General features: G+C 42.7%; 22 protein-coding genes. 19 read left to right on the plus strand and 3 right to left on the minus strand.

The window, feature by feature from the left end; translation table 11 throughout:
* Position 1: 1 nt before the first annotated feature.
* From DV872_RS07410 to DV872_RS07425, 4 genes are all read left to right on the plus strand, one after another.
* The gene (locus DV872_RS07410; RefSeq protein WP_114629226.1) at positions 2–1,753 is read left to right on the plus strand and encodes an NADH-dependent [FeFe] hydrogenase, group A6; all 1,752 of its coding nucleotides are present in this window, start codon (positions 2–4) and stop codon (positions 1,751–1,753) included.
* An 89-nt stretch (positions 1,754–1,842) separates the two neighbouring features.
* Positions 1,843–3,222 (plus strand): HAMP domain-containing sensor histidine kinase, encoded by a 1,380-nt coding sequence (locus DV872_RS07415; RefSeq protein WP_158546874.1) that lies wholly within the window; start codon positions 1,843–1,845, stop codon positions 3,220–3,222.
* A gap of 5 nt (positions 3,223–3,227) precedes the next feature.
* Positions 3,228–3,845, plus strand: coding sequence for a nitroreductase family protein (locus DV872_RS07420; RefSeq protein WP_114629228.1), 618 nt, complete (start codon positions 3,228–3,230; stop codon positions 3,843–3,845).
* Complete coding sequence (locus tag DV872_RS07425; RefSeq protein WP_114629229.1) at positions 3,846–5,291, plus strand: cytochrome c biogenesis CcdA family protein; 1,446 nt, start codon at positions 3,846–3,848, stop codon at positions 5,289–5,291.
* A 20-nt stretch (positions 5,292–5,311) separates the two neighbouring features.
* On the opposite strand, the gene DV872_RS07430 is transcribed toward DV872_RS07425, so the two are convergent.
* Positions 5,312–5,683: a hypothetical protein gene (locus tag DV872_RS07430; RefSeq protein ID WP_147283119.1), complete on the minus strand. Its 372-nt coding sequence runs from the start codon at positions 5,681–5,683 to the stop codon at positions 5,312–5,314.
* 76 nt (positions 5,684–5,759) lie between these two features.
* On the opposite strand from DV872_RS07430, the gene DV872_RS07435 reads away from it, so the two are divergent.
* Both DV872_RS07435 and DV872_RS07440 read left to right on the plus strand, forming a co-directional pair.
* Positions 5,760–6,353, plus strand: coding sequence for a TetR/AcrR family transcriptional regulator (locus tag DV872_RS07435; protein WP_114629231.1), 594 nt, complete (start codon positions 5,760–5,762; stop codon positions 6,351–6,353).
* A gap of 27 nt (positions 6,354–6,380) precedes the next feature.
* The gene (locus DV872_RS07440) at positions 6,381–7,946 is read left to right on the plus strand and encodes a hypothetical protein (protein WP_114629232.1); all 1,566 of its coding nucleotides are present in this window, start codon (positions 6,381–6,383) and stop codon (positions 7,944–7,946) included.
* 3 nt (positions 7,947–7,949) lie between these two features.
* On the opposite strand, the gene DV872_RS07445 is transcribed toward DV872_RS07440, so the two are convergent.
* Entirely contained in the window at positions 7,950–8,366 is a 417-nt protein-coding gene (locus DV872_RS07445; protein WP_114629233.1) for a hypothetical protein, read from the minus strand.
* A 112-nt stretch (positions 8,367–8,478) separates the two neighbouring features.
* On the opposite strand from DV872_RS07445, the gene DV872_RS07450 reads away from it, so the two are divergent.
* The 13 genes from DV872_RS07450 to DV872_RS07510 are packed head-to-tail and all read left to right on the plus strand — an operon-like array spanning position 8,479 to position 20,633.
* The gene (locus DV872_RS07450) at positions 8,479–9,594 is read left to right on the plus strand and encodes a methyltransferase (RefSeq protein WP_230391484.1); all 1,116 of its coding nucleotides are present in this window, start codon (positions 8,479–8,481) and stop codon (positions 9,592–9,594) included.
* Between the two features lies 1 nt (position 9,595).
* Complete coding sequence (locus DV872_RS07455) at positions 9,596–10,369, plus strand: beta-ketoacyl synthase chain length factor (protein WP_114629234.1); 774 nt, start codon at positions 9,596–9,598, stop codon at positions 10,367–10,369.
* Between the two features lie 35 nt (positions 10,370–10,404).
* A complete protein-coding gene (locus tag DV872_RS07460) occupies positions 10,405–11,133 on the plus strand; it encodes a 1-acyl-sn-glycerol-3-phosphate acyltransferase (RefSeq protein WP_147283120.1) in 729 nt (242 codons plus the stop codon).
* Positions 11,130–11,387 (plus strand): phosphopantetheine-binding protein, encoded by a 258-nt coding sequence (locus DV872_RS07465; protein WP_114629236.1) that lies wholly within the window; start codon positions 11,130–11,132, stop codon positions 11,385–11,387. The genes DV872_RS07460 and DV872_RS07465 overlap by 4 nt, the downstream gene beginning before the upstream one ends.
* 11 nt (positions 11,388–11,398) lie before the next feature.
* A complete protein-coding gene (locus tag DV872_RS07470; protein WP_114629237.1) occupies positions 11,399–11,653 on the plus strand; it encodes an acyl carrier protein in 255 nt (84 codons plus the stop codon).
* A gap of 9 nt (positions 11,654–11,662) precedes the next feature.
* Positions 11,663–12,247 (plus strand): hypothetical protein, encoded by a 585-nt coding sequence (locus tag DV872_RS07475; RefSeq protein WP_114629238.1) that lies wholly within the window; start codon positions 11,663–11,665, stop codon positions 12,245–12,247.
* On the plus strand, positions 12,247–13,959 hold the full coding sequence (locus tag DV872_RS07480) for an AMP-binding protein (RefSeq protein WP_114629239.1): 1,713 nt from the start codon (positions 12,247–12,249) through the stop codon (positions 13,957–13,959). Before DV872_RS07475 ends, DV872_RS07480 begins: the two co-directional genes overlap by 1 nt.
* On the plus strand, positions 13,956–14,702 hold the full coding sequence (locus DV872_RS07485) for a glycosyltransferase family 2 protein (RefSeq protein WP_114629240.1): 747 nt from the start codon (positions 13,956–13,958) through the stop codon (positions 14,700–14,702). The genes DV872_RS07480 and DV872_RS07485 overlap by 4 nt, the downstream gene beginning before the upstream one ends.
* Positions 14,699–15,691, plus strand: a complete 993-nt coding sequence (locus tag DV872_RS07490) for a lipid A biosynthesis acyltransferase (protein ID WP_114629241.1) — start codon at positions 14,699–14,701, stop codon at positions 15,689–15,691. Before DV872_RS07485 ends, DV872_RS07490 begins: the two co-directional genes overlap by 4 nt.
* A 15-nt stretch (positions 15,692–15,706) precedes the next feature.
* Positions 15,707–17,245: a histidine ammonia-lyase gene (hutH, locus tag DV872_RS07495; RefSeq protein WP_114629242.1), complete on the plus strand. Its 1,539-nt coding sequence runs from the start codon at positions 15,707–15,709 to the stop codon at positions 17,243–17,245.
* Positions 17,235–17,672, plus strand: a complete 438-nt coding sequence (locus DV872_RS07500) for a thioesterase family protein (protein WP_114629243.1) — start codon at positions 17,235–17,237, stop codon at positions 17,670–17,672. Before hutH ends, DV872_RS07500 begins: the two co-directional genes overlap by 11 nt.
* Entirely contained in the window at positions 17,672–18,316 is a 645-nt protein-coding gene (locus DV872_RS07505) for an outer membrane lipoprotein carrier protein LolA (protein ID WP_114629244.1), read from the plus strand. The genes DV872_RS07500 and DV872_RS07505 overlap by 1 nt, the downstream gene beginning before the upstream one ends.
* The gene (locus DV872_RS07510; protein ID WP_158546875.1) at positions 18,300–20,633 is read left to right on the plus strand and encodes an MMPL family transporter; all 2,334 of its coding nucleotides are present in this window, start codon (positions 18,300–18,302) and stop codon (positions 20,631–20,633) included. The genes DV872_RS07505 and DV872_RS07510 overlap by 17 nt, the downstream gene beginning before the upstream one ends.
* On the opposite strand, the gene DV872_RS07515 is transcribed toward DV872_RS07510, so the two are convergent.
* The gene (locus tag DV872_RS07515) at positions 20,579–21,202 is read right to left on the minus strand and encodes a 4'-phosphopantetheinyl transferase superfamily protein (protein WP_114629246.1); all 624 of its coding nucleotides are present in this window, start codon (positions 21,200–21,202) and stop codon (positions 20,579–20,581) included. The genes DV872_RS07510 and DV872_RS07515 overlap by 55 nt on opposite strands.
* Between the last annotated feature and the right edge of the window lie 24 nt (positions 21,203–21,226).

A 21,226-nucleotide genomic window follows, 5' to 3' on the forward strand; every position in this document is an offset into this window, starting at 1 on the left:
AGTGGAAACTGTAGAAATAAAGATTAATGGTCAGCCCTATGTGGTTGAAAAAGATACAACAATCCTGAAAGCTGCTAAAAAAGGCGGGATTAAGATTCCTACTCTCTGTACACACTCCGACCTGGAGCCCTGGGCAGCCTGTGGTATCTGTGTCGTAAAAGTGGAAGGTTCTCCCAAAATGGTAAGAGCCTGTGCTACTGCTGTTGTTCCCGGTCAGAACTATATTACCCATGACCCTGAACTGCAGAAAATCAGAAAGACAGTAGTCGAAATGACTCTGTCCAACCATCCCCAGGAATGTCTTACCTGTGCCAGAAACCAGACCTGTGAATTACAGCAGGTCGCTGCGGAATTCGGTATCAGGGAAATACCCTTCCCCATGGATGTGAAAAGACTTCCTAAAGATGAATCAACTGCCTCTCTGGTATTTGATCCCACTAAATGTATCCAGTGCGGACGCTGTGCACAGGTTTGTCAGCAGCTGCAGGGTGTCTGGGCTCTGGAATTCCTTCATAGAGGACATGAAACAAGAATCGCCCCTGCGGCCGGTGCTCTACTGAACGAGAGTCCCTGTATCAAGTGTGGTCAGTGCTCTGCTCACTGTCCTGTAGGTGCCATCTATGAAAAAGATCAGACAGCTGAATTCTGTGTAGCCGTAGAAGATGAGAGTAAACATGTAGCAGTACAGATTGCTCCCGCCGTCCGTGTAGCCCTGGGTGAAGCCTTCGGCATGGCACCCGGTTCCATAACAACAGGTAAGATCTACACTGCTCTCAGAATGATGGGAAGCGATGTTGTTTTTGATACCAACTTTGCTGCAGACCTTACCATTATGGAAGAGGGTACAGAGCTGGTTCAGAGAATCACCAAGGGTACAGGCGTTCTGCCGCAGATCACTTCCTGCTGTCCCGCGTGGACAGATTATATGGAAAAATATTATCCCGATATGATTCCTCATTTCTCTACTGCAAAGTCTCCCATGATGATGCAGGGAGCTGTAACAAAGACATACTATGCAGATCAGGCCAAGGTTAAGAAAGAAGATATTTATTCTGTAGCCATCATGCCCTGTACTGCTAAAAAGTATGAAATTGGAAGAGATGAGAATATGCATGCCTCCGGTGTAAATGATGTGGATCTGGTTCTTACAACAAGAGAGCTGGCCCGTATGATTAAAACAGCGGGTATCGACTTTGTTAACATCCCCGACTCTGATGCAGACAGTCCCATCGGTGCCTATTCCGGTGCCGGTACCATCTTCGGTGTAACCGGTGGTGTTATGGAAGCTGCTGTCAGAACTGCATACAAGCTGGTTACTGATAAAGAGCTTGATGATGTCAACGTCACTGCTGTACGTGGTATGGAAGGTGTCAAAAAAGGTTCTGTAGACTTTGATGGTACTGAAATCAAGGTTGCTGTTGCACACGGAATGGCCAATGTTAAATCTATTATGGATGAAATACGTAATGCCAATGAGAAAGGTCTTGAGCCTCCTTATCACTTTATCGAAGTAATGGCCTGCCGCGGTGGTTGTATCGCCGGTGGTGGTCAGCCCTACGGTACGGAAGATGACATACGTGATAAGAGAATCGCCGGTATCTATTCGGATGATGAAAAATCAGTTATCAGAAGATCCCACGAAAATCCTGAGATCGTTAAGATCTACAAGGACTTCCTGGATAAACCCCTGAGTCATAAGGCTCATGATCTTCTCCATACGACATACCAGGAAAGACCTCTTTACCAGAAATAAGACTCTTTTTCTGTAAAGGCGGCTCCCGTATGGGGGCCGTTTTTTTTTGTATGGCAGGGATCAGCCAAAAAAGGTATCCTAGAATAGTAATGAAAGAAGTGAAGCAGATTTCTCTGCAGGTCCGCCTTGTTTACAGTTTTATACTGGTTGCTCTGATTTCGATACTCCTGGTCGGGTCCCTTATCCTCGTCATCTCACTCCGTATTTTTAATAATAGAGAAGCCGAACACCTCAGCAGTATTGCCGTTGAAACCTCCAGAGAACTGGAGAGCTTTTTTCAGGACGGAGGAAGCCTGAGAGATCTGAATTATGCCCTCAGCCGTTATGGTCTGAGGAATAATGTTGCACTGCGTCTGGAATACCCCGATGGAAAGCTGGCGGGAGAGTCCTACGCTTTAACAGACAATCCCGATCTGAATTTGAGTTCTACTTCCGCACTGCCTCTGCTGCCGGTTGTCAGGAAAGATCTGGATTTTTATCCCCTAGAGGGCTTCCACCTGACGGTTCTCCGTTTTGATGAGTATTTTTTTCACCCCATATCACTTCTTCTTGAAGGAATCCTTACGGCAGCCGTTGCGGCTGTTGTGGCAGCAATTTTTCTTGGACGTTTCATCGGACGAAGGATGGCTCGGCCCATTATCCGGCTTTCAGGGGTCGCTGCTTCTATTAGAGATCAGGACTGGGAGGTGGTACTTCCCGAACCGAACAGCAGAGAGCTTTCTGAGCTTACAGAGAGCCTGGACAGTATGAGGCAGCAGCTGTCTTTTAGTTTTCATACCCTGGAGGGGGAACGGGATATTATGAGACGTTTTCTTCAGGATGCATCTCATCAGCTGCGGACTCCTGTGACGGCACTGAAAACATTTCTTGAACTGCTGGAGAGTGATCTTCCCGCAATGGCAGAGAGAAGAACAGAACTTCTTGACGACAGCCGGCAGCAGGTTGAGAAACTATCCAGAATCATACAGGATCTTATGGAGCTGACCCGTATTGAGACCGAACGGTCCCATCACAGCCGTAAAATCTGTTCTATGAAAGATTTATGCAGGAAGGCATGGACGGGGCTCAATGGAAAAGGCGGGAAGAACAAACTCTTCCTGGACCTCTCGGGACCGACGGGCATGGTCCTGGCCGATCCTCACCGACTTGAGATGGCTCTATCCAATATTCTTGAAAATGCAGTAAAATGGTCTCCTGTGGAAGGGCGGATTTCAGCAAGGATTACTATAATCAACCACCGAGTCGGAATCCGAATTTCCGATCAGGGGCCCGGGATACCGGAGGAAGACAGAGTACGAATCTTTGAGCGTTTTTATCAGTCTTCTTCTTTGAAGGGCGGTTCCGGACTGGGACTTGCCGTCGTTAAAAGAATAATCGAAGATGCCGGAGGCTCAGTGAGTGCCGGTAATAATGAGAATAGGGGAGCCTGGTTTATTCTGGTTCTGCCCGAAGCAATGGAGGCTCAGTAAAGCATATGGATAATCAGCCCTCTCTACTGGAACAGTTTCAGTCCAGACGTTCTGTCAGATACTTTTCTCACCGTGAGGTTAATCTGCAGGATATCAGGGACTGTATCGCCATTGCGGGAACAGCGCCCAGCGGTGCTAATTGCCAGCCATGGACTTTTGCACTTGTCACATCTAAATCCATAAAAAGAAAAATCCGGATAGCCGCCGAAAAGGTTGAGAGCCGTTTTTATGAAAATGAAAATACCAAAAACTGGAGAGAAGATCTCTCTGATTTAAGAACGGGTGTTGAGAAATCCTTTCTGGAAGATGCTCCCTGTCTTATAGTCCTTTTTCTTCAGAAATACGGGAGAGGAACAAACGGAAGGAAAATCAATCATTACTATCCGGCAGAGTCTCTGGGAATGGCTACGGGTTTTCTGATTTCGGCCCTTCATCTTAAGGGCTTCAGTACGCTTCCCTATACTCCTGCACCTATAAATTTTGTACAGGATATTCTGGATAGACCTGATAATGAGAGACCCTATGTTATTCTGCCTGTAGGTTATCCATCGGATGACTGGAAGGCACCTGAACTTAAAAGAAAAGACCTTGATAAGATCCTTGTTGAATACAGCGGGGACTGATTGAACCATTCCGGAAAAATAATAGCCATCCTCTGTCTGTTGACGGTTTTCACATCTCCTCTTTTTTCTGAACTCCGCTTCGAACCGGAGCATCTTACTCTTCCCGCAGAAACCGGGTCCGAATTTGAAGAGGGAGTCATTGTTATCAATGATGACAGCAGGGCTCTGCAGATTGATTTGATTCCCTCTGGAGAGGAGTGGAGTGTAGTCCCATCTGCGATTCAATTGGAAGCGTATGGACGAGGAGAGTTTACAGTCCGTGGAAGAGTGTTGCATCCAGATGTAGCAATGCCTGTTCTGATGCTCTCTGAGAGGGATGACGTTCCTTATATGTATTCCATTCTACCTTTATCTTCAGGCTCAGACAGTACAGTTGTTCTTGATAGAACCGATCTGGATGAAGGCAGCTTTATTGACCCCTTTTATTTTTTCTACTCTCCGGGATGTGAAATCTGTGAGTTGTTTTATTCCAATGATCTTCCGGCCCTTGAGGATGAGCTTGATCTTGTTCTGCGGCCGGATAAGAGAAATATTTACGAATCTGATAATTTCGAATTACTGGAGGCTCTTGCCTATGAGAGGGGAGAAACTGTTGTTGATTTTCCCATCCTTATTGCCGGCAGCAGGATGTTCAGCGGAGAGGAAGAGCTCCGGGGGGAATTTCCCACAGTTTTAAGAGAAGATCCGGCTGCTTTTAAGCCTGTCGAAATGAACGACGGATCGAAGGAGGACGCTGTTTTGCCCGGTTTGCGCTGGCTTCCGGTTTTTCTGGCTGGACTTCTGGACGGGATAAATCCCTGTGCCTTCACCTCTCTTATTTTTCTGATCTCCTACCTTCGTCTACTGAAGAAAAAGGGATCTGAAATTCTTAAGATCGGTGGGAGCTTCACTCTTGCTGTATTTCTAACCTATTTCCTTATCGGACTGGGAGCTTTTCGTTTTATCAGGATGGCCGGTTCATTCACTCTACTCTCTTCGCTCATCCAATATGTTATGGGCGGAGCCCTTCTGATTCTGGCAGTTCTGACAATGATTGATTACCTGCGTTTTAGACAGGGGCGTGCTTCAGAGTCGATTCTGCAGCTCTCTGCGGGAACAAAGAAACGGATACATAAGGTAGTAAGAACAAGCAGTCGGTCTTCCCTTGTCTATATCAGCAGCTTTGCAGCAGGTTTTCTTATCTCTGTTTATGAGCTGGGTTGTACGGGGCAAATTTATCTCCCCATGCTGGTATATATGGTCAAGCAGGAAAATTGGACAGCTCTGGGGCCTCTGTTTCTTTATAACATAGCTTTCATACTACCCCTGATTCTGGTTTTTTTCCTGTTCTACAGAGGAAGTGATTCCGATAAAATTTTAGATTTTTTTCAGAAAAGGATGGGTTTTATTAAACTGGCCAGTGCGGTTCTCTTTCTGAGTATGGGGCTTTTTGTTCTATTTTTCTGAAAGCATTATCAGATGAACTCTCATCTTTCCGCCAGGAAATCATCCAGCTTTTTACCTATGTTTTCATAACCGTTGATATATTCATCTCCGATTATCAGCAGTGGAAGAGAGCGGGATATATCGGGTAATCCTTTTTCCCCCAGAACTTTTTTCAGCGCTTCACCTGCCTCGGGTGCTATTAAGTTGTAGTGCCGGGCATTCCATTCAGATGTTTTATTGAGCAGGAGAAGGTCTTTATTAAAATCTTCAGCCAGTTTGTAATCATCGCAGGATGGGCAGGATTCAAAGTAGAAAAAGAACAGATCCCGAGTCTCTTTTTCTGAACAGGATATCGAAATAAAGATCATTGTGATCAGAAGTATCACTAAAGATTTCTTTGCTGAAGTTTTCATAACAGGAGCTTAGCTTTTGATGAATAATAAGTAAAGATGTGATTCTTTAGTGGAGTCATGGTATATTGGATAAGTTATGAGCCAAAAAGAGAAAGACAGCAGTGCAGATAAAATCATGCAAGCAGCATTGGATGTTATTGCCAGGGAGAAAATCAGCGGTGTTCGGATGAGGCATATCTCGGAAGAAGCCGGTATGAGTCAGGGAATCCTTCATTATTATTTTCATACAAAGAAGGAGCTCCTCTCCAAACTACTTGATTATATTCTTCATCAGTTCAAGAAAGAAAGAGACATTGATTTTGCAAAATCCGACGGTACACCTATTGGGAAGATCCATGCTTTTTTTGAAGAAAAGAAGCGTTCAATAAAGAATAGAAAGCTTGAATATATTCAGTTTGATTTTTGGGTACAGGGAACTTCAGACCCCGAATTGAAGGAAAAAATTCAAAAATCATACCTGAACTGGCGATATAATCTATATGAGGTAATTCAGGAAGGTGTTGATGCGAAGGATTTTACTGCCTCCAGGGCAGAGGGTGTTCCTTCAATGATTGTATCCCTTCTAATGGGGGCTGCCGTTCAGTATCTAATTGATGAGTCGGCCTTCAAACTGGATCAGTATATGGTTCAGGCGGAAGAAATGGTTCTGAATTATCTGCGGGGAAACTAACACTCTTCCCTGAAACAGGGAGTTTCTTTGAGCAGCGAATCTGTTATTTATCACAGTGATGATCTTCTCTGCCGTCTTCATATAGACGGAGCCATGGAAGTGACCAAATCCGGTCCTCTTTATGTATTCCGTATACTCTCAGGTTCTCAGGTCTGCTTAATGAAGCTTGATGCTGAGGTAAAAAACAGTGAGAACTGCTGGTTCTGGTGGCCCAATCAGGAAGGTGAGCGGGGACAGCTGTCAGAAATTCATAAAGGCCTTGAAAGCCTTGAAAACAAAACCAGAGGTCTGTCAATCATCTATCCTGTCAGTGCTTCCTGCCGTACAATCATTATGGGTGATGACAAGGGGGGAATCATCCTCAGTGCCATGCCCGATGAAAAGGGCCGAATTTCTCAGATTACAGTTAAAAGTAAAAATTCAGAGAGGGTCGAATTCCTGGTAAAGACCGGGCGTTCCTGCTGGATACTTACTCAATACCAGGGCGGTCGGGAAGAGGCTCTGAAGTGGATGAGTAAAATAATTGATAAGGTGAAATGGCCTGTTCTGGACATACCGGAACCTTCCGGAAGATTTCTCCTGCAGGTCGGTCTTATAGGACCGGACTATGACTGTATGGTGCCTGTGGAAAAAGGGTTTCTTGTTCTTGAGGATATTGCAGCAGTCATGAAGAAACACCTGGGGAAAAATAACTGGCTTCATGTGTTCGGTTATGCCCATGGTCATGACCTCCTTTATCCGGACTATAGACCTTCAGGATTCCTGGGTGGTCCCGAGCGGCTTAAAGATGCTATCAGAGCGGTTCATAGGAAAGGCCAGAAAGTCAGTTTTTATCTGAATCTGCGTATTGCAGATAAGAGTCTGGTGGAAAATGATTTTGAACTGCAGAATTCGGTTTTTCTGGATAGTCTCGGTAAGCAAGTCGAAGAACGAGCCCATGACCGGGATTTTTATGTAATGAATCCTGACTGTGAAAGCTGGCAGAACCGTATTGTCCAGGAGGCCAGGCGCCTTGTTGAGCTGGGCGCTGACGGGCTGGAGTTGAATTACCGTGGTCAGAAAGCCCTGATGGTTCCCCTTGGAGAACAGTGGGGAGACGGAATAAGGAAAATCATCACCCGGATCAGAGATCTTGGTGTAAAGGTCTGGTATCGGGGAGGAACTGATATATATCCCGCAGACTGGCTTGAATTGAGTAAAGAAGAGCTTTTACTGGATGAAGAGGGCGAGATGTTCTCGGGCTGTGTAATCGGTGAGTTTGACCCCCGTCTCTATATGACTCTTGTTCCCGGAAGACCCTATCTTCTTCCCCTCTCCCGCTCAGAGATTCTTAAACTCGACGATACTGTGATCATGAAGGATCTGGAGAATATTATGGGTGGGCTTTTCATATACAACGAAGAGTATATGGAGCGCATTGATATGATTCTACAGAGAGCTGCCGAAGAGCAAGCCGCAGTGGAAGAAGCTGCTGTGAAAGAAGAGCTGGCCACTGCCAGAGCGGTGGTTGATGAAATAGACAGTGCCGCTGAAAAAGATGAGTCTTCAGATCTTTCAGACGAGAATGCGACAATTGAGCCTACTGAATCCTGAATATTAAATAATTTCTAATATATAATAATTTTCGGCTATGGATTTATTCAGGTTAGCTATCCATCTGTTATAATTTCTATGAATAGTCATTCGTTTGTCATTAAAATCTAAATTTTTACTATCAACATAAGAGATGGAATAGCCCTCAGTATCAAACAGTATTTCAATATTGGCATTTATCAAATCTTCAGATTTGGAATATTTGGCAGTTATCTTCCCTTCATTTTTAGAAGTCACCTCCCAACCGTAATTCAATAGAGAGAGATGGATACTTTTCTCTAGTATCTGAGGATTCATTTCTGATTCAATGGGGTAACCTTCGCTGGTTATGTTAAAAGGGGCTGATGTGGTATAGCAGGATGTAAAAGTTAAAATCATTAAAAGAGTAAACAAAGATGTTGATAATGGCTTGAATTTCATGTTGATGTCCTTTGTATAAAAAGATAGTATCTTATGGATTTTCTTAAAAATATATCGACTTGTAATGTTTGTAAACAGTTTACATAAATACATAGAAACTCTGGAGAATAAATTGTCAGGTAATAATGAAGAATGGATGATGGATGCTTTTAGTAAAGACAACATCCGGGCTGTAGATGCAAAGTTCGAAGCACAGAAGATTGCGTTTGGTCCTTTTGCTTTTGAAGCAGCAAGGTGCATGATAAATTTTGGTATTCTTGATGAGATTTTTAAAGCCGGAGATGACGGTATCTCCAAGGTGGATCTGTTGGAAACTCTCTCTCTTGAATCATATACATTTGATGTACTTATTGAGATGGGTTTAAGCATGAATGTTATTAAGATAGTCAAAGACAGTGATCCCACTCTTTACTATCTGGGTAAAACAGGATTTTTTCTGATCCATGATGATATGACCAGGGCTAATATGGATTTTATGCACCATGTCTGTTATGAGGGGAATTTCTTTCTGGAAGAAGCCCTGCAGAAGGGGGCTCCATCAGGTCTGAAAGTTTTCGGAGACTGGCCTACTGTTTATGAAGGTCTCTCATCACTTCCGGATGATGCTAAAGAGAGCTGGTTCCGCTTTGATCACTACTACTCCGACACTGCCTTCCCATCGGCCCTGAAACATGTTTTTCAAAAACAATATAAGCATCTTCTTGATATTGGAGGAAATACTGCAAAGTGGTCTTTTGCCTGTATGAACTATGATCCTCAGGTCAAGGTCACAATCGTTGATCTCCCGGGACAGGCCGCTGTAGCTCTGAAAAGAATAGCTGATGCCGGATTCTCTGAAAGAATTTCTATACATGAGGCCGATATTTTAAAAGAGAATACGACTCTGCCCCAGGGCTGTGATGCTGTATGGATGAGTCAGTTTCTTGACTGTTTCTCTCTGGAACAGGTCACAGGTATCCTGGATAAAGTGCATAACGCTATAGATGATAATTGTGATGTTTTTGTTATGGAACCTCTTTGGGATAAGCAGCGTTTTCCTGCTGCTTCATACTCACTGCATGCTACAAGTCTCTATTTTACATCCATTGCAAATGGCAACAGTAAAATGTACGGCTTTGATGAGCTTGTCCTGGCTATTGAAAAAGCAGGGTTTAAATTAGCAGATGCTGACCATCGTATCGGACCTAATGATTACTCCATACTGAAATTCAGAAAGTCCGGCATCTAGTATGTCTTTACTCGAAATTCACGACTGGCATGCATGGGCTCCAGGGATGGACAGTTCTGAGAAATGGCTGGATTGGGCAGAAAGCTCCACTACATCAGAGTTGGGGGATGTTCCGGAGTCGGCAGCGACAGTTCCGTCTCTTTCCCATCTTCCACCGATCTCCAGACGAAGACTTAGTCAGTTGAGTAAGATGGTTCTGGAGGTAGGACATCAGGTTCTTCAGGACAAAGGGTCAATGAAGCTTATATTCTGCAGCCGTTTCGGAGAAATAGTTCAGCAGAATAAAATAACGAAGCGTCTGATTGAAGAGGGCGATGTCAGGCCAGCATCTTTCAGTCTGTCAGTATTCAATACACCTGTCTCTCTATTATCAATTCATGAGAACATCAAGGAGAGTATTTCTGTGCTGCTTTCAGGGGATCATTGTTTGATGAGCGGATTTGCATCCCTTATTGCCCAGTTGAAAAAAAAACCGGAAGAGCCCTGTTTAATAGTATTTGCAGATGAGGCACTTCCTGAAGAGTATCGGGAATTGACATATTTGAATGGGAAGGCCTATGCATTTGCCTTTATTGTTTCCCTTGTACAAGAGTCTTCTACGGGGCTCTCCTTCTCTTTCACTTCTTCCGGCGATTCCGGTGATTCCGGTATTGAACCGGATCATCCCCTGGATTTTCTCCGCTGGTATCTCAGGAAGGCTGAGAATAATTTTTTTATTCGGCAGGATTGTATCAGCTTAAAACTATCAAGCCGGTGTTGTGGTCATTCTTCTTGATTTATTTTAAAAGATTCTTTCATATAGTAAAAAAAATGCTCTGTTTCGTTCTGTTCGGTCTGGGCGGGATTATACTGACCTTTCTGGTTTTCCCTCCAATATTGCTTTTTTTCAGGAATCAGGAAAAACAGGAGAGGGTGCTGCGAAAGATCATTCAACTCTCTTTTGCTTCTTTTACCAAGCTTATGGTTATTACCGGGGTTCTCAATATCCATCTTCATGGGGTTGAAGAGTTGAGAACCGCAGAGAGTAAGATTATCTGTGCCAATCATCCAACCCTTTTAGATGTAGTTTTTTTGATTGGCAATGTAAAAAATGCCAATTGCATTGTGAAATCAGAGCTCTGGAAAAATCCTTTTGTAAAGGGAGTTATCTCAAGGATATACATCCCCAATTCACTGGGTTCTGAAGAGATGTTGAAAGAGTGCGGTCTGTCTCTGGAAAAGGGACATAATATAATACTCTTTCCTGAGTCCTCCAGAACCATTAAGGGCAAACCAGTCAAGTTTCATAGAAGCGCATCACATCTTGCCCTGGCCACGGGGTATGATATTCTGCCGGTTCATATAGATGTGGTCTGGCCGTCCGGCCTAGGGAAAGAGGATAAATTGCTATCTTCACCTGATAATGGTATTATCGATTTTGTTCTCTCAGTCAGAGAGGTTCTGACTATATCTAAATATGAAAAAATGGAGCGGCCAATTGCTGCACGGCAATTGACTAATGAACTCTTGTTTGTTATTTTCGCCCGGGAGTCACTGTGAAAGAATTGGAAATTGAATTAAAAAAACTACTGATTGATGTATTGGATCTGGAAGATTTTTCTGTAGAGGATATTGCTTCTGATCAACAGCTTTTTGGAGGAGATCTGGGCCTGGATTCTATTGATGCCCTTGAACTCGGAATTGCAATTAAGAAAAAATATGACGTTTCTTTGTCTGCTGAAGATGAGGACAACAAGAAATATTTTTATTCAATACATACATTAGCTGAATTCATCACAGAAAAAAGGAAATAAGGAAATTTATAATGACCAGAGATGATATATTTGAAAAAATTGTAGAAATACTGAATGAAACATTTGAAATTCCCAAAGATCAAATTTCTCCGGATTCACTACTGGAAGATGATCTGGACCTGGACAGTATCGATGCAGTTGACCTTATCGTTAAACTCAAGAAATTTACCGAAAAAAATATTGATCCTACTGTATTTAAACAGGTCAGGACAATAAATGATATTGTTGATGCTCTTGAATCCCTTGTAGCGCTTAGTGATTCCTGAAGTTCTTAGATGCGATCTGTATTAAAAGTTTTCTCCGGAATACTGGCATTTTTATATCCTTTTCTCATCTATGCAGGGCTGCATTTCTTTAATGCCAGCCCTAAAGTGCTTGTCCTGTTTATCGTTGCTGTAGGTACAGTCTATTTTCTGGCCTATACTGATGATGCTAAAGGAAAGGGAATTCAGAATCTTAGATTCTGGGGAATGATTACAGCAGTGCTGATACTTTCAGTTCTCACATATTTCACTGAAAATATCGGTTATGCAAAACTATATCCGGTTATTATGAATATCTTTTTATTGATGAGTTTCTCTCTCACATTACAAAAGGGACCCAATATGATATTCCGCTTTGCCACACTCCAGGATAAATCTATTCTTGAAAGTGAAGGGAAATCCGCAATTGAAAATTATTGCCGAAAGGTCACAGTTGTGTGGATCGGCTTTTTCATCATCAATGGCAGCATTGCCTTTTTTACAGTCTTTTGGGCTGATGATAAGATCTGGACTCTATATAACGGGTTTATCTCTTACATCTGTATGGGAATGTTGTTTGCAATAGAGTGGATTGTAAGAAAGAGGGTCTCAGCCTGATGATTTTTGCAATTGAATATCTTCAGAAAGTATGGGCTTCAATCAATAATCCTGTTTTTACAACAAAAGACGGGGATGTGTACTGGCCTCAGTTTCATAATTCAGTTCTCTCGTTGAGTAGAGATATTCAGAAACAGTCCTACTCTGACTGGGGTCTCTATTTTGATAATCCTGCTTTATTCAGTATTGCATTCCTTGCTCTTCTTCATTCAGGTAAGACCATCCATTTGTTCCCGGTATTACCTGAGGAATCTGGCAGCCTCCCTCTTTTAACTGATAAGGAATCAAGATCTGTTATTCCTGTGGAGATCGTTGTCGATCCCGATACTCCGGTGGATTCTCCATCAGCAGGTACTGAAGGTCTGATTGTATTACATACATCAGGCAGTACGGGCCAGGCTAAAAGGATCATAAAAAAAATAACTTTAATTGAGCGTGAGCTTCAGGAACTTTTTTCTCTTTGGTCAGATTTATTCAGGGGATCTAAAACATATACAACCGTCAGTCACCAGCATATTTACGGTCTTTTGTTCTCTATACTTCTCCCTCTTATCTCGGGGGCTACAATTTTTGATAAGAAACTGGCCTTTCCGGAATCACTGCTGAAAGAGGATCATGGAAATTGTAATCTCATAGCCAGTCCTGCATTTTTAAAGAGACTCAGGGAGATGCCCGAAGTCACACAAATAAAGAATCGTAATATCCGGGCATTTTCTTCCGGCGGCTTTCTGCCACCCTCTGTTGCAGAGAACAGCAGTCATTTTTTTTCCAATCCTGTTACAGAGATTTACGGGAGCACAGAAACAGGAGGAATAGCCTGGAAGAAGTCACCAGGGGATAAATCCTGGAAGATTTTTGATTGTGTTCAGATCAGTCAGAACAGGGAAGGTCAATCTTTCTTAACTTCTGAATATATTGATGAAAAACTGCTGCCCCTTGATGATTCTATTGAGTTGCTGGACTGCGGTAATTTTATTCTTCATGGACGACAGGATTCTATTGTCAAAGTAGAAGATAAAAGAGTCTCCCTTAATGAGATTGAGAATAAATTGCTGGAATCAGAATTCCTGGCTGATGCAGTTGCCTGTCTTATGGATGAGAGGAGGCAGTACATTGCTGTAGTGCTTCAGTTGAATCCAAAAGGTGAGCTGCATTTCAAGGGCTGGCATAAAAAGGATATGAACCGCTGGTTTCGAGAATGGCTGAGCCCATTTTTTCACCCGACGATTCTCCCTAAAAAATGGAGATATCCGGAATCAATTCCCCGTAATTCACAAGGCAAAATAAGTAGAAAGGATATTGTGGTTTTTTTTGATAAACCGGAGAATGCCATGAGAGAAATGATAGAAAAAAGTCTCGTTGATCTGCCCGATATAGTTTCTTCCAGCTTCGCTGGCAACAGTTATGAATCAGTCCTCTCTTTTCCGGAGAACTATCGATATTTTGAAGGGCATTTTCCTGAGATGAAAATACTGCCGGCTCTCGCTATGTTCGACTGGGTTATTAAAATTATGTCTGATCAGCTGGAAAGCTCTTTGTCTGTAGTTAAGATTCCCAGGATGAAATTCAAGAATCCCATTTTCCCCAATCAATCTGTAAAGCTCAGTATTAAGCATGTGCAGGATCAAATGAGGATTAACTTTGATTACAGAAATGCTGAAGATAACACTCTGCTCTCCAGTGGAAAAATCCATTATGAGGTATTGTCATGAATTCTCCCTATAGACCCTGCGCACTGATTCCGGTGTATAACCATGGAAGTACTGCCAGATACGCTGTTGAAAAAATTTTATCTTTTGGCCTTGCAGTCATACTTGTGGATGATGGCAGCAACGAAGAGACCAAAATCCAGTTGCAGTCTATTGAGAGTGAATTTGATGAGTGTACCCTTTTTCGTCTACATAAGAACCAGGGTAAGGGCGGAGCTGTTATTCATGGTTTGACAGAAGCAGAAAAAGCCGGGTTTACACATGCCCTGCAGATTGATGCAGACGGGCAGCATGATCTGGAACAGATTCAGACGTTTATTAAGTGTTCATCCGAAAATCCCGATTCTCTTGTCTGTGGACATCCCGTTTATGATGATTCAGTTCCCGCATCAAGGGAGTCAGGCAGGAAAATTACTACTTTCTGGGTCGCCCTTGAAACTCTTTCAAGGGATATAGAGGATGCCATGTGCGGTTTTCGTGTTTATCCCTTAAAAGCTACTAAACGTCTTTTCCGCGGTTCATGGCTTGGAAAAAGAATGGAGTTTGATATTGAGATTCTTGTAAAACTGCATTGGATGAATGTCAAAATGATATTTCTTCCCATAAAGGTTATTTATCCGGAAGACGGAAGCTCCAACTTTAGAATGTTTCATGATAATGTTGCGATCAGCCTTGCTCATACACGTCTTTTTATCGGGATGATATTCAGATCACCCCTTATTATTTATCGTAAAATTGCATCATGACAGAAAAGGTCGATAAACAGGTGAACCATTGGTCGGAAGAGAAGGAAAAGAAGGGGTCCCTGGGACAGATGCGGTTTCTTTTTCTCTGTTATAAATATCTGGGTCCCAGAGTTATCAGGATCATCCTCTATCCGGTGATTTTTTTCTTTTGCCTATTTTCAGGGAGTGCCGGTAAAAGCAGCCGTGAATTTCTGCAAAAAGTAGAAAGCAGGAAAGGAAGTGGTAAAAAGATAGGTTTCCGGGCAATCTACCGTCATTTTTACTGTTTCTCTTATGCTCTGATTGAGAAGCTTGCTGCCTGGTCGGGAGACAGTAATTCAGGATCTTTATTGAATATGACTGAAGATATCGCTGTGTTGACAAATCAACTGGCAGAAGGGAAGGGTGCTGTTGCTCTCTGTTCTCATCTGGGAAATATGGAGATGCTCAGAGCCTTCGGCAGTTTGGATACAGGTATAAGGCTGCCTGATTTTCAAACTATTTCAATTGTGGACTTTTCCGGTACGGCTCAATTCAATGCTCTGTTGGAAGAGGTTAACCCAAAGGCCATGGTCAAACTGATTGATGCTAAATCAATTGATCCCACTGTGATGATCTATCTTAAAGAGTGCATTGATAAGGGCGATCTTGTTGTAATTGCCGGTGACAGAACATCAGGGACCAACAGGGACAGGAACACTGTTTACAGTTTCCTGGGAGAGGATGCCTATTTTCCTCAGGGTGCTTTTGTGCTGGCCTGTCTTCTTGGAGCTCCTGTGTACTACATGTTTGCTTTAAGAGAAAAAGATTGTAAATTTAACACTCCCTATGAGTTCTATGTATACAAATCAGCTCTGGAAATTGAATATACCAGGAAGAACAGAGGCATAATGATTCAGAGTTTGACAGCAGAATATGTGCAGCATCTGGAAGAGCTGAGTCAACTGCACCCCTATCAATGGTTTAATTTTTTCAATTTCTGGGAAAATCCCAGTTTAATAGATAAATGAGTATGAGGTCGTAATATGAAAACTATGAAATTCGACGGCAACCGTCTGACTATAGATGATATTGAGCAGATAGCTAAAAGAAATTGCTCCATAGAGCTGGACAAGACTCCTGAATATCAGAGAAAGATTGACCGGGGAGCTGAGTTCCTGGATGAAGTATTAGAGAAACAGGGTGATGTGTATGGAGTTACAACCGGATATGGTGATTCCTGCAGCAAGACTGTCTCTGATAAACATTATTACGATTTACCCATTCATCTGACCCGTTTTCATGGCTGTGGAATGGGAGAGCTTTTTGATGACGAGACAACAAGAGCCATTCTCGCCGTCCGTCTCCAGTCTCTGAGCCTGGGATATTCCGGTGTAAGTTATAAATTGCTACAGGGGCTGGAAAATCTTATTCACAATGATGTTCTACCCCGTATACCTCAGGAAGGATCCGTGGGCGCCAGTGGTGATCTGACCCCTCTTTCATATGTAGGGGCAGTGTTGATTGGAGAACGGGATGTTCTGTATAAAGAGGAAGTAAGGCCATCTGCAGATGTTCTTAAGGAACTTGGAGTTGACCCTCATATCCTCCGCCCGAAAGAAGGATTGGCTATTATGAATGGTACTGCCGCCATGACAGCTGTTGCCTGTCTTGCCTATAAACGGGCAGAGTATCTTGCCGGACTGGCTACCAAAATTACCTCCATGGCCTCACTTGCCCTGAAGGGGAATGCTTATCATTTTGATAAGAAACTCTTTGATGTAAAACCTCATCCCGGTCAGGCTCAGGTTGCTGCAAGAATACGTCAGGACCTGGACAGACATAGTGAAACAGGAATTCTCCCTGAAAGGATTCAGGACCCCTATTCAATCCGCTGTGCTCCCCATGTTATCGGCGTCTTCTATGATTCTGCGGATATGCTGAAACAGATGATAGAGAATGAATTGAACAGTGCAAATGATAATCCGATCATTGATCCCGAGAGTAAATCTATTTTTCATGGCGGTCACTTTTACGGAGGACACATTGCCTTTGCTATGGATTCCCTGAAAAATATTATTGCCAATATTTCCGATCTTCTGGATAGACAGCTTGCCGTTCTGGTTGATGAGAAATTTAACAGAGGCCTGGCACCGAATCTGTCCGGAGCCGAAGGTCAATACTCTTTTAATCATGGATTTAAAGCTGTTCAGATCGCCGTGAGTGCCTGGACTGCAGAAGCTCTGAAGAATACGATGCCAGCAAGTGTTTTCTCACGGTCAACGGAGTGTCATAATCAGGATAAGGTCAGCATGGGAACCATTGCGGCCAGAGATTGTATCCGGGTACTTGAATTATCCGAACAGGTCGGGGCAGCCTGTCTGCTTGCGGTTGTTCAGGCGGTGAATTTGAGATTACGGGATAATGATCTTCAGGATGTCGGAGTTCTTCCGGTTAAAAATATCCTGGATCAGACTTCAGAGTATTTTGAATTCCTCGTAGAGGATCGTCCTCTGGATAAAGATCTTAGAAAAACGGTTGATCTGATTAGAAGCAATCATTGGGACCTGGCGTATGAAAACTGATCATATTTCTGTCGAAATCACATTGAAGGCTGAGTTCTATGATGTTGACTCCATGAAGGTTGTTTATCATGGGAATTATGTCAGATATTACGAACAGGTCCGATGTGTGCTTCTGGACAGGATAGGCTATAACTATAATGAAATGGAGAGCAGCGGTTACGCCTGGCCTGTTGTCGGGCTGAATGTGAAATATATGCGTCCTCTGCTGTTCAGCCAGGAATTCAGGATCAAGGCGACCTTACTTGAATATGAGAATAGAATTAAAATCGCTTATAATATTTTTAATAAAGACACAGGAGTCCTTCTTAATAAGGGGACAACAACACAGATGGCTATAAATATGCAGAGCGGTGAAAGCCAGCTTGTTTCTCCCAGCTGTTTTATCAGCCTTGTTGAAAAATACAGGGAAAGAGAAGGCAACGATTGATGAAAAGATTATTTGTCAGTACTGTTTTTCTGTTTGTCATTTCATCCCTATGGGGAAATGAAATATTTGACTTTCCTGTTAATAATGAGAGTCGAAAGCTTGTGGAGTCTACTTTTAATCAGATTTCCACAAATCCTGTGATGAGGGCCGCCTTCATACAGACCAAGAAAATCAGCAGGATAAATCGTTCTTTTCAATCTTCGGGGACTATCCTATTTGATTCGGAATCAGGGATTGCCTGGCTTTTTAATAAACCATTCCAGTCAACAACAGTCATAACTGATAAGTACATGATTCAAACTGACTCAAGGGGAAACCGTCAGCAGACAGGTTCTGAAGATAATGATCTATTTGCCCGTTTTTCCAGGACCATACAATCAATATTTATTGGTGATTTTAAAGTCATTGAAAAAGAATATGAACTTTACTATAAAGATCAGGGTCGTGGAATCTGGACAATCGCCCTGATTCCTAAAGATTCAACTCTGCGGGATGTGGTTGATGCATTTGAGCTGAGGGGTTCAGATTATATTGATTCCTTTCTTATTTATGAGGGAAGTGATGATCAGGTCCTTTATGAATTTGAATCCCTGGAATTTCCCAGTCATTTATCGGCGGATGAACAGCTTGTATTTCAAAAATAATAAAAAATCTCCAGTAATAATATGGCTCCTTTTTCATCTCCTGCTTCTTCTGCTGGCCTCAAGAGGCCTCCCCTTCAAAATAAATACAAGCCTGATCTCCATACTTCCCGAATCTGAAGAGACAAAGGAACTGAGCCGGGTCGAGACTATGTATAATGACAGTCTGGGATCTTCAATGACCATTCTTGTGGGGGCTGCTGATTTTGAAGAGGCAAGAACTGTTGCAGATGATTTTTATTCTGAGCTCATCTATATGGAAAATATTCAGGATATAAGTTTTGAAATGGATACTGAAATCCTTGATAAGTATCAGAACTTTCTCTTTGAGCATAGATATCGCCTATTGTCTCCGGATACACAGACCCTGCTGGAAGCAGCTGATGTTCCTGCTCTCTCCGAGAGGGCCCTTATAACGGTTTTCAGTCCCGTTTCCATGGGACGCCTGGATCATTTGGAGGAGGACCCTTTTCTTCTGGCATCTGACAGCCTTGCATATTTTCTGGATCAGTCTGTAAGTTCAAATACTTCCATGACCTTAAGAGATTCGGTTCTTACAAGAGAGTTTGAAGGTCTTCACTGGGTTCTGGTTTCAATGAACTATAAGGGGGGTGCCGTTGATATTGAACTTGACAGTAATCCCGTTCCTGAAATCCTGAGAGTTCGGGATCAGCTTAGTAATTCAGATGTGGAAATAATTCTCTCGGGTGCTCCCTTTCATTCATATCTCAGTGCTGCAGAATCAAAAAGAGAGATAACTCTGTTAAGCACAATTTCGAGTATTTTCATTATATTTCTTATTCTTTATGTCTTCAGATCGGTTCTGCCTCTGGTTTTTACCATTTCCGCCATACTGTTCGGAGTTGTGTCCGGACTGGCCTCAACTCTAATCTTTTTTGATGAAATCCATATATTCACAATAGTTTTCGGTACCAGCCTTATCGGCATTTCTGTGGATTACTCCTTTCATTTCTTTTCTGAATGGTCTGCTGCGAATAAAACCGGGAAGATGATAATCAAGGATGTCATTCCCGGTATTTTTGTCGGTTTGCTTACAACCATGATCAGCTATGCCGCTTTTATTATCACTTCTTTTCCCCTGCTGCAGCAGATGGCACTATTTTCCATCTGTGGTCTGTTCAGTACCTTTTTATCGGTTCTTCTCCTTTTTCCATATATTAAAACAGCGGGAGAGAGGACCGTTTCCTGTTCAAATGCTGCACTTGAAAAGATTAATCTCCTGAGAAATAGATTCTCACTCTCTAAGATCTCCATGCTTATTCTTTCTGCAGGAGTTCTCCTTTTTATTCTTTTTGGAATGAGTCGTTTTGAACTCAGTTACAGACTGGGTGATTTTTATACAATGTCAGATCAGCTGTTGAGCTGGGAGCAGAAGAGTGCTTCGATTCTGGCACATGAATCATCAGGAATACATCTGATTGTAGAAGCAGATAATCTTGATGACTGTTTGACCCTGGAGGAATCTCTGAGGGATGATCTATCCCGGCTGGGAGATGAAAAGCTATTGAAATCTTATATGAGCCTCTCCCGTTTTCTCCCCTCCAGGAGGACTCAGGATTATAATCTATCTCTTGTTGAGACCGTGATTATGCCCTCAATTGAAGAGCAGATGTCTATCCTTGGATTGGAAACTGCTGTCCCTTCGGATGGTTTTGCAGACCCGCCGCGGTACTTGGAACTGGATGATATGAATACACTCCTGCCCGGTTCACTCCTGAGAAGTCTGCATATCTCCCGGATTGCTGACTCCTACTACACATCCATACTCCTTTTTGGAGTACAGGATAATGCAGTCATAAAAGATCTGAGTGGGAAATATCAGGGGGTATACCTGGTAGACAGGGTACGTGATACAGAGACGGTGCTGAAGGATTTAAGCCGGCTAATGATTAAGATTATTCTTATATCCTATATTCTTATCTTTATTGGTCTGAGTTTGCGCTATAAGTGGAAAAAGGCATTGCTGATTGTCGGTATTCCCGTGATCTCCAGCCTTATCACCCTCTCTGTTTTCATGTTAGCAGGAGTTCCTGTCAATCTGTTTGTAATTGTCGGATTAATCCTGATTCCGGGAATGGGGACTGATTATCTGATTCTTCTGTTTGAATCAGGGAAGAGAGGAAACAGGGTTATGCTTTCAATCAGCATGAGCTTCCTGACAACGGTTCTGGCATTCGGCATGTTGAGTTTCACCTCAATTGCTTCACTCTTCGGCATGACTGTTTCACTGGGAATAGCATGGACTTATTTAATCACACTGCTTTGCTCATCCATGCCTATTTTGAGAGATGAGTCCTGAGGGCTTAGTGACAGGTTTTCTATTCCACTCCAGATAATCCTGATCTCTTTGTCCTTTTCAGGGATATCAAGAGCAGCTGACAGATAGTAGTCTGTTTCACCATCTGAGATTTGCCAGGTGTGAATATTTTCTGTGGCAGTACTCATGTCAGGAGTATTTCTCATCTGCCATACTGTTGAGCCCTGAAGCTTTATCCATGCTTCCTTCCTGGTCCATAAGCAGTAAAAATGTTTTTGAGATTTACAGCAGTATTTAATTTCTTCCGGCCTGAAATACTCCTCTGCCAGGGATTTTGTATCACGTTTCAAGGATACTTTTTCAATATCAATGCCCACCGGGATATTCCCCAGGATGGATACTGCAATCCCGGAGCTGTGAGAAATATTATAATACCACCCTTCAGGATATATAATCAGAGGTTTCCCATTACTGTTTGTCCGTATTTCCGGGTTGGGATAAGCCGTTTCTTTAATAAGAATCCTTTTCCAGCTTGCTTTAATTGAATCATTTTGTTCACCCTTGTCTTTGTTTATTGAAAGATCAACAAAGGATATATATACTGGCTTCATAATTCAGTTATCCCAGAGAGATGT

The organism is Oceanispirochaeta sp. M1 (assembly GCF_003346715.1).
Taxonomy (GTDB): Bacteria; Spirochaetota; Spirochaetia; order DSM-2461; family DSM-2461; genus Oceanispirochaeta.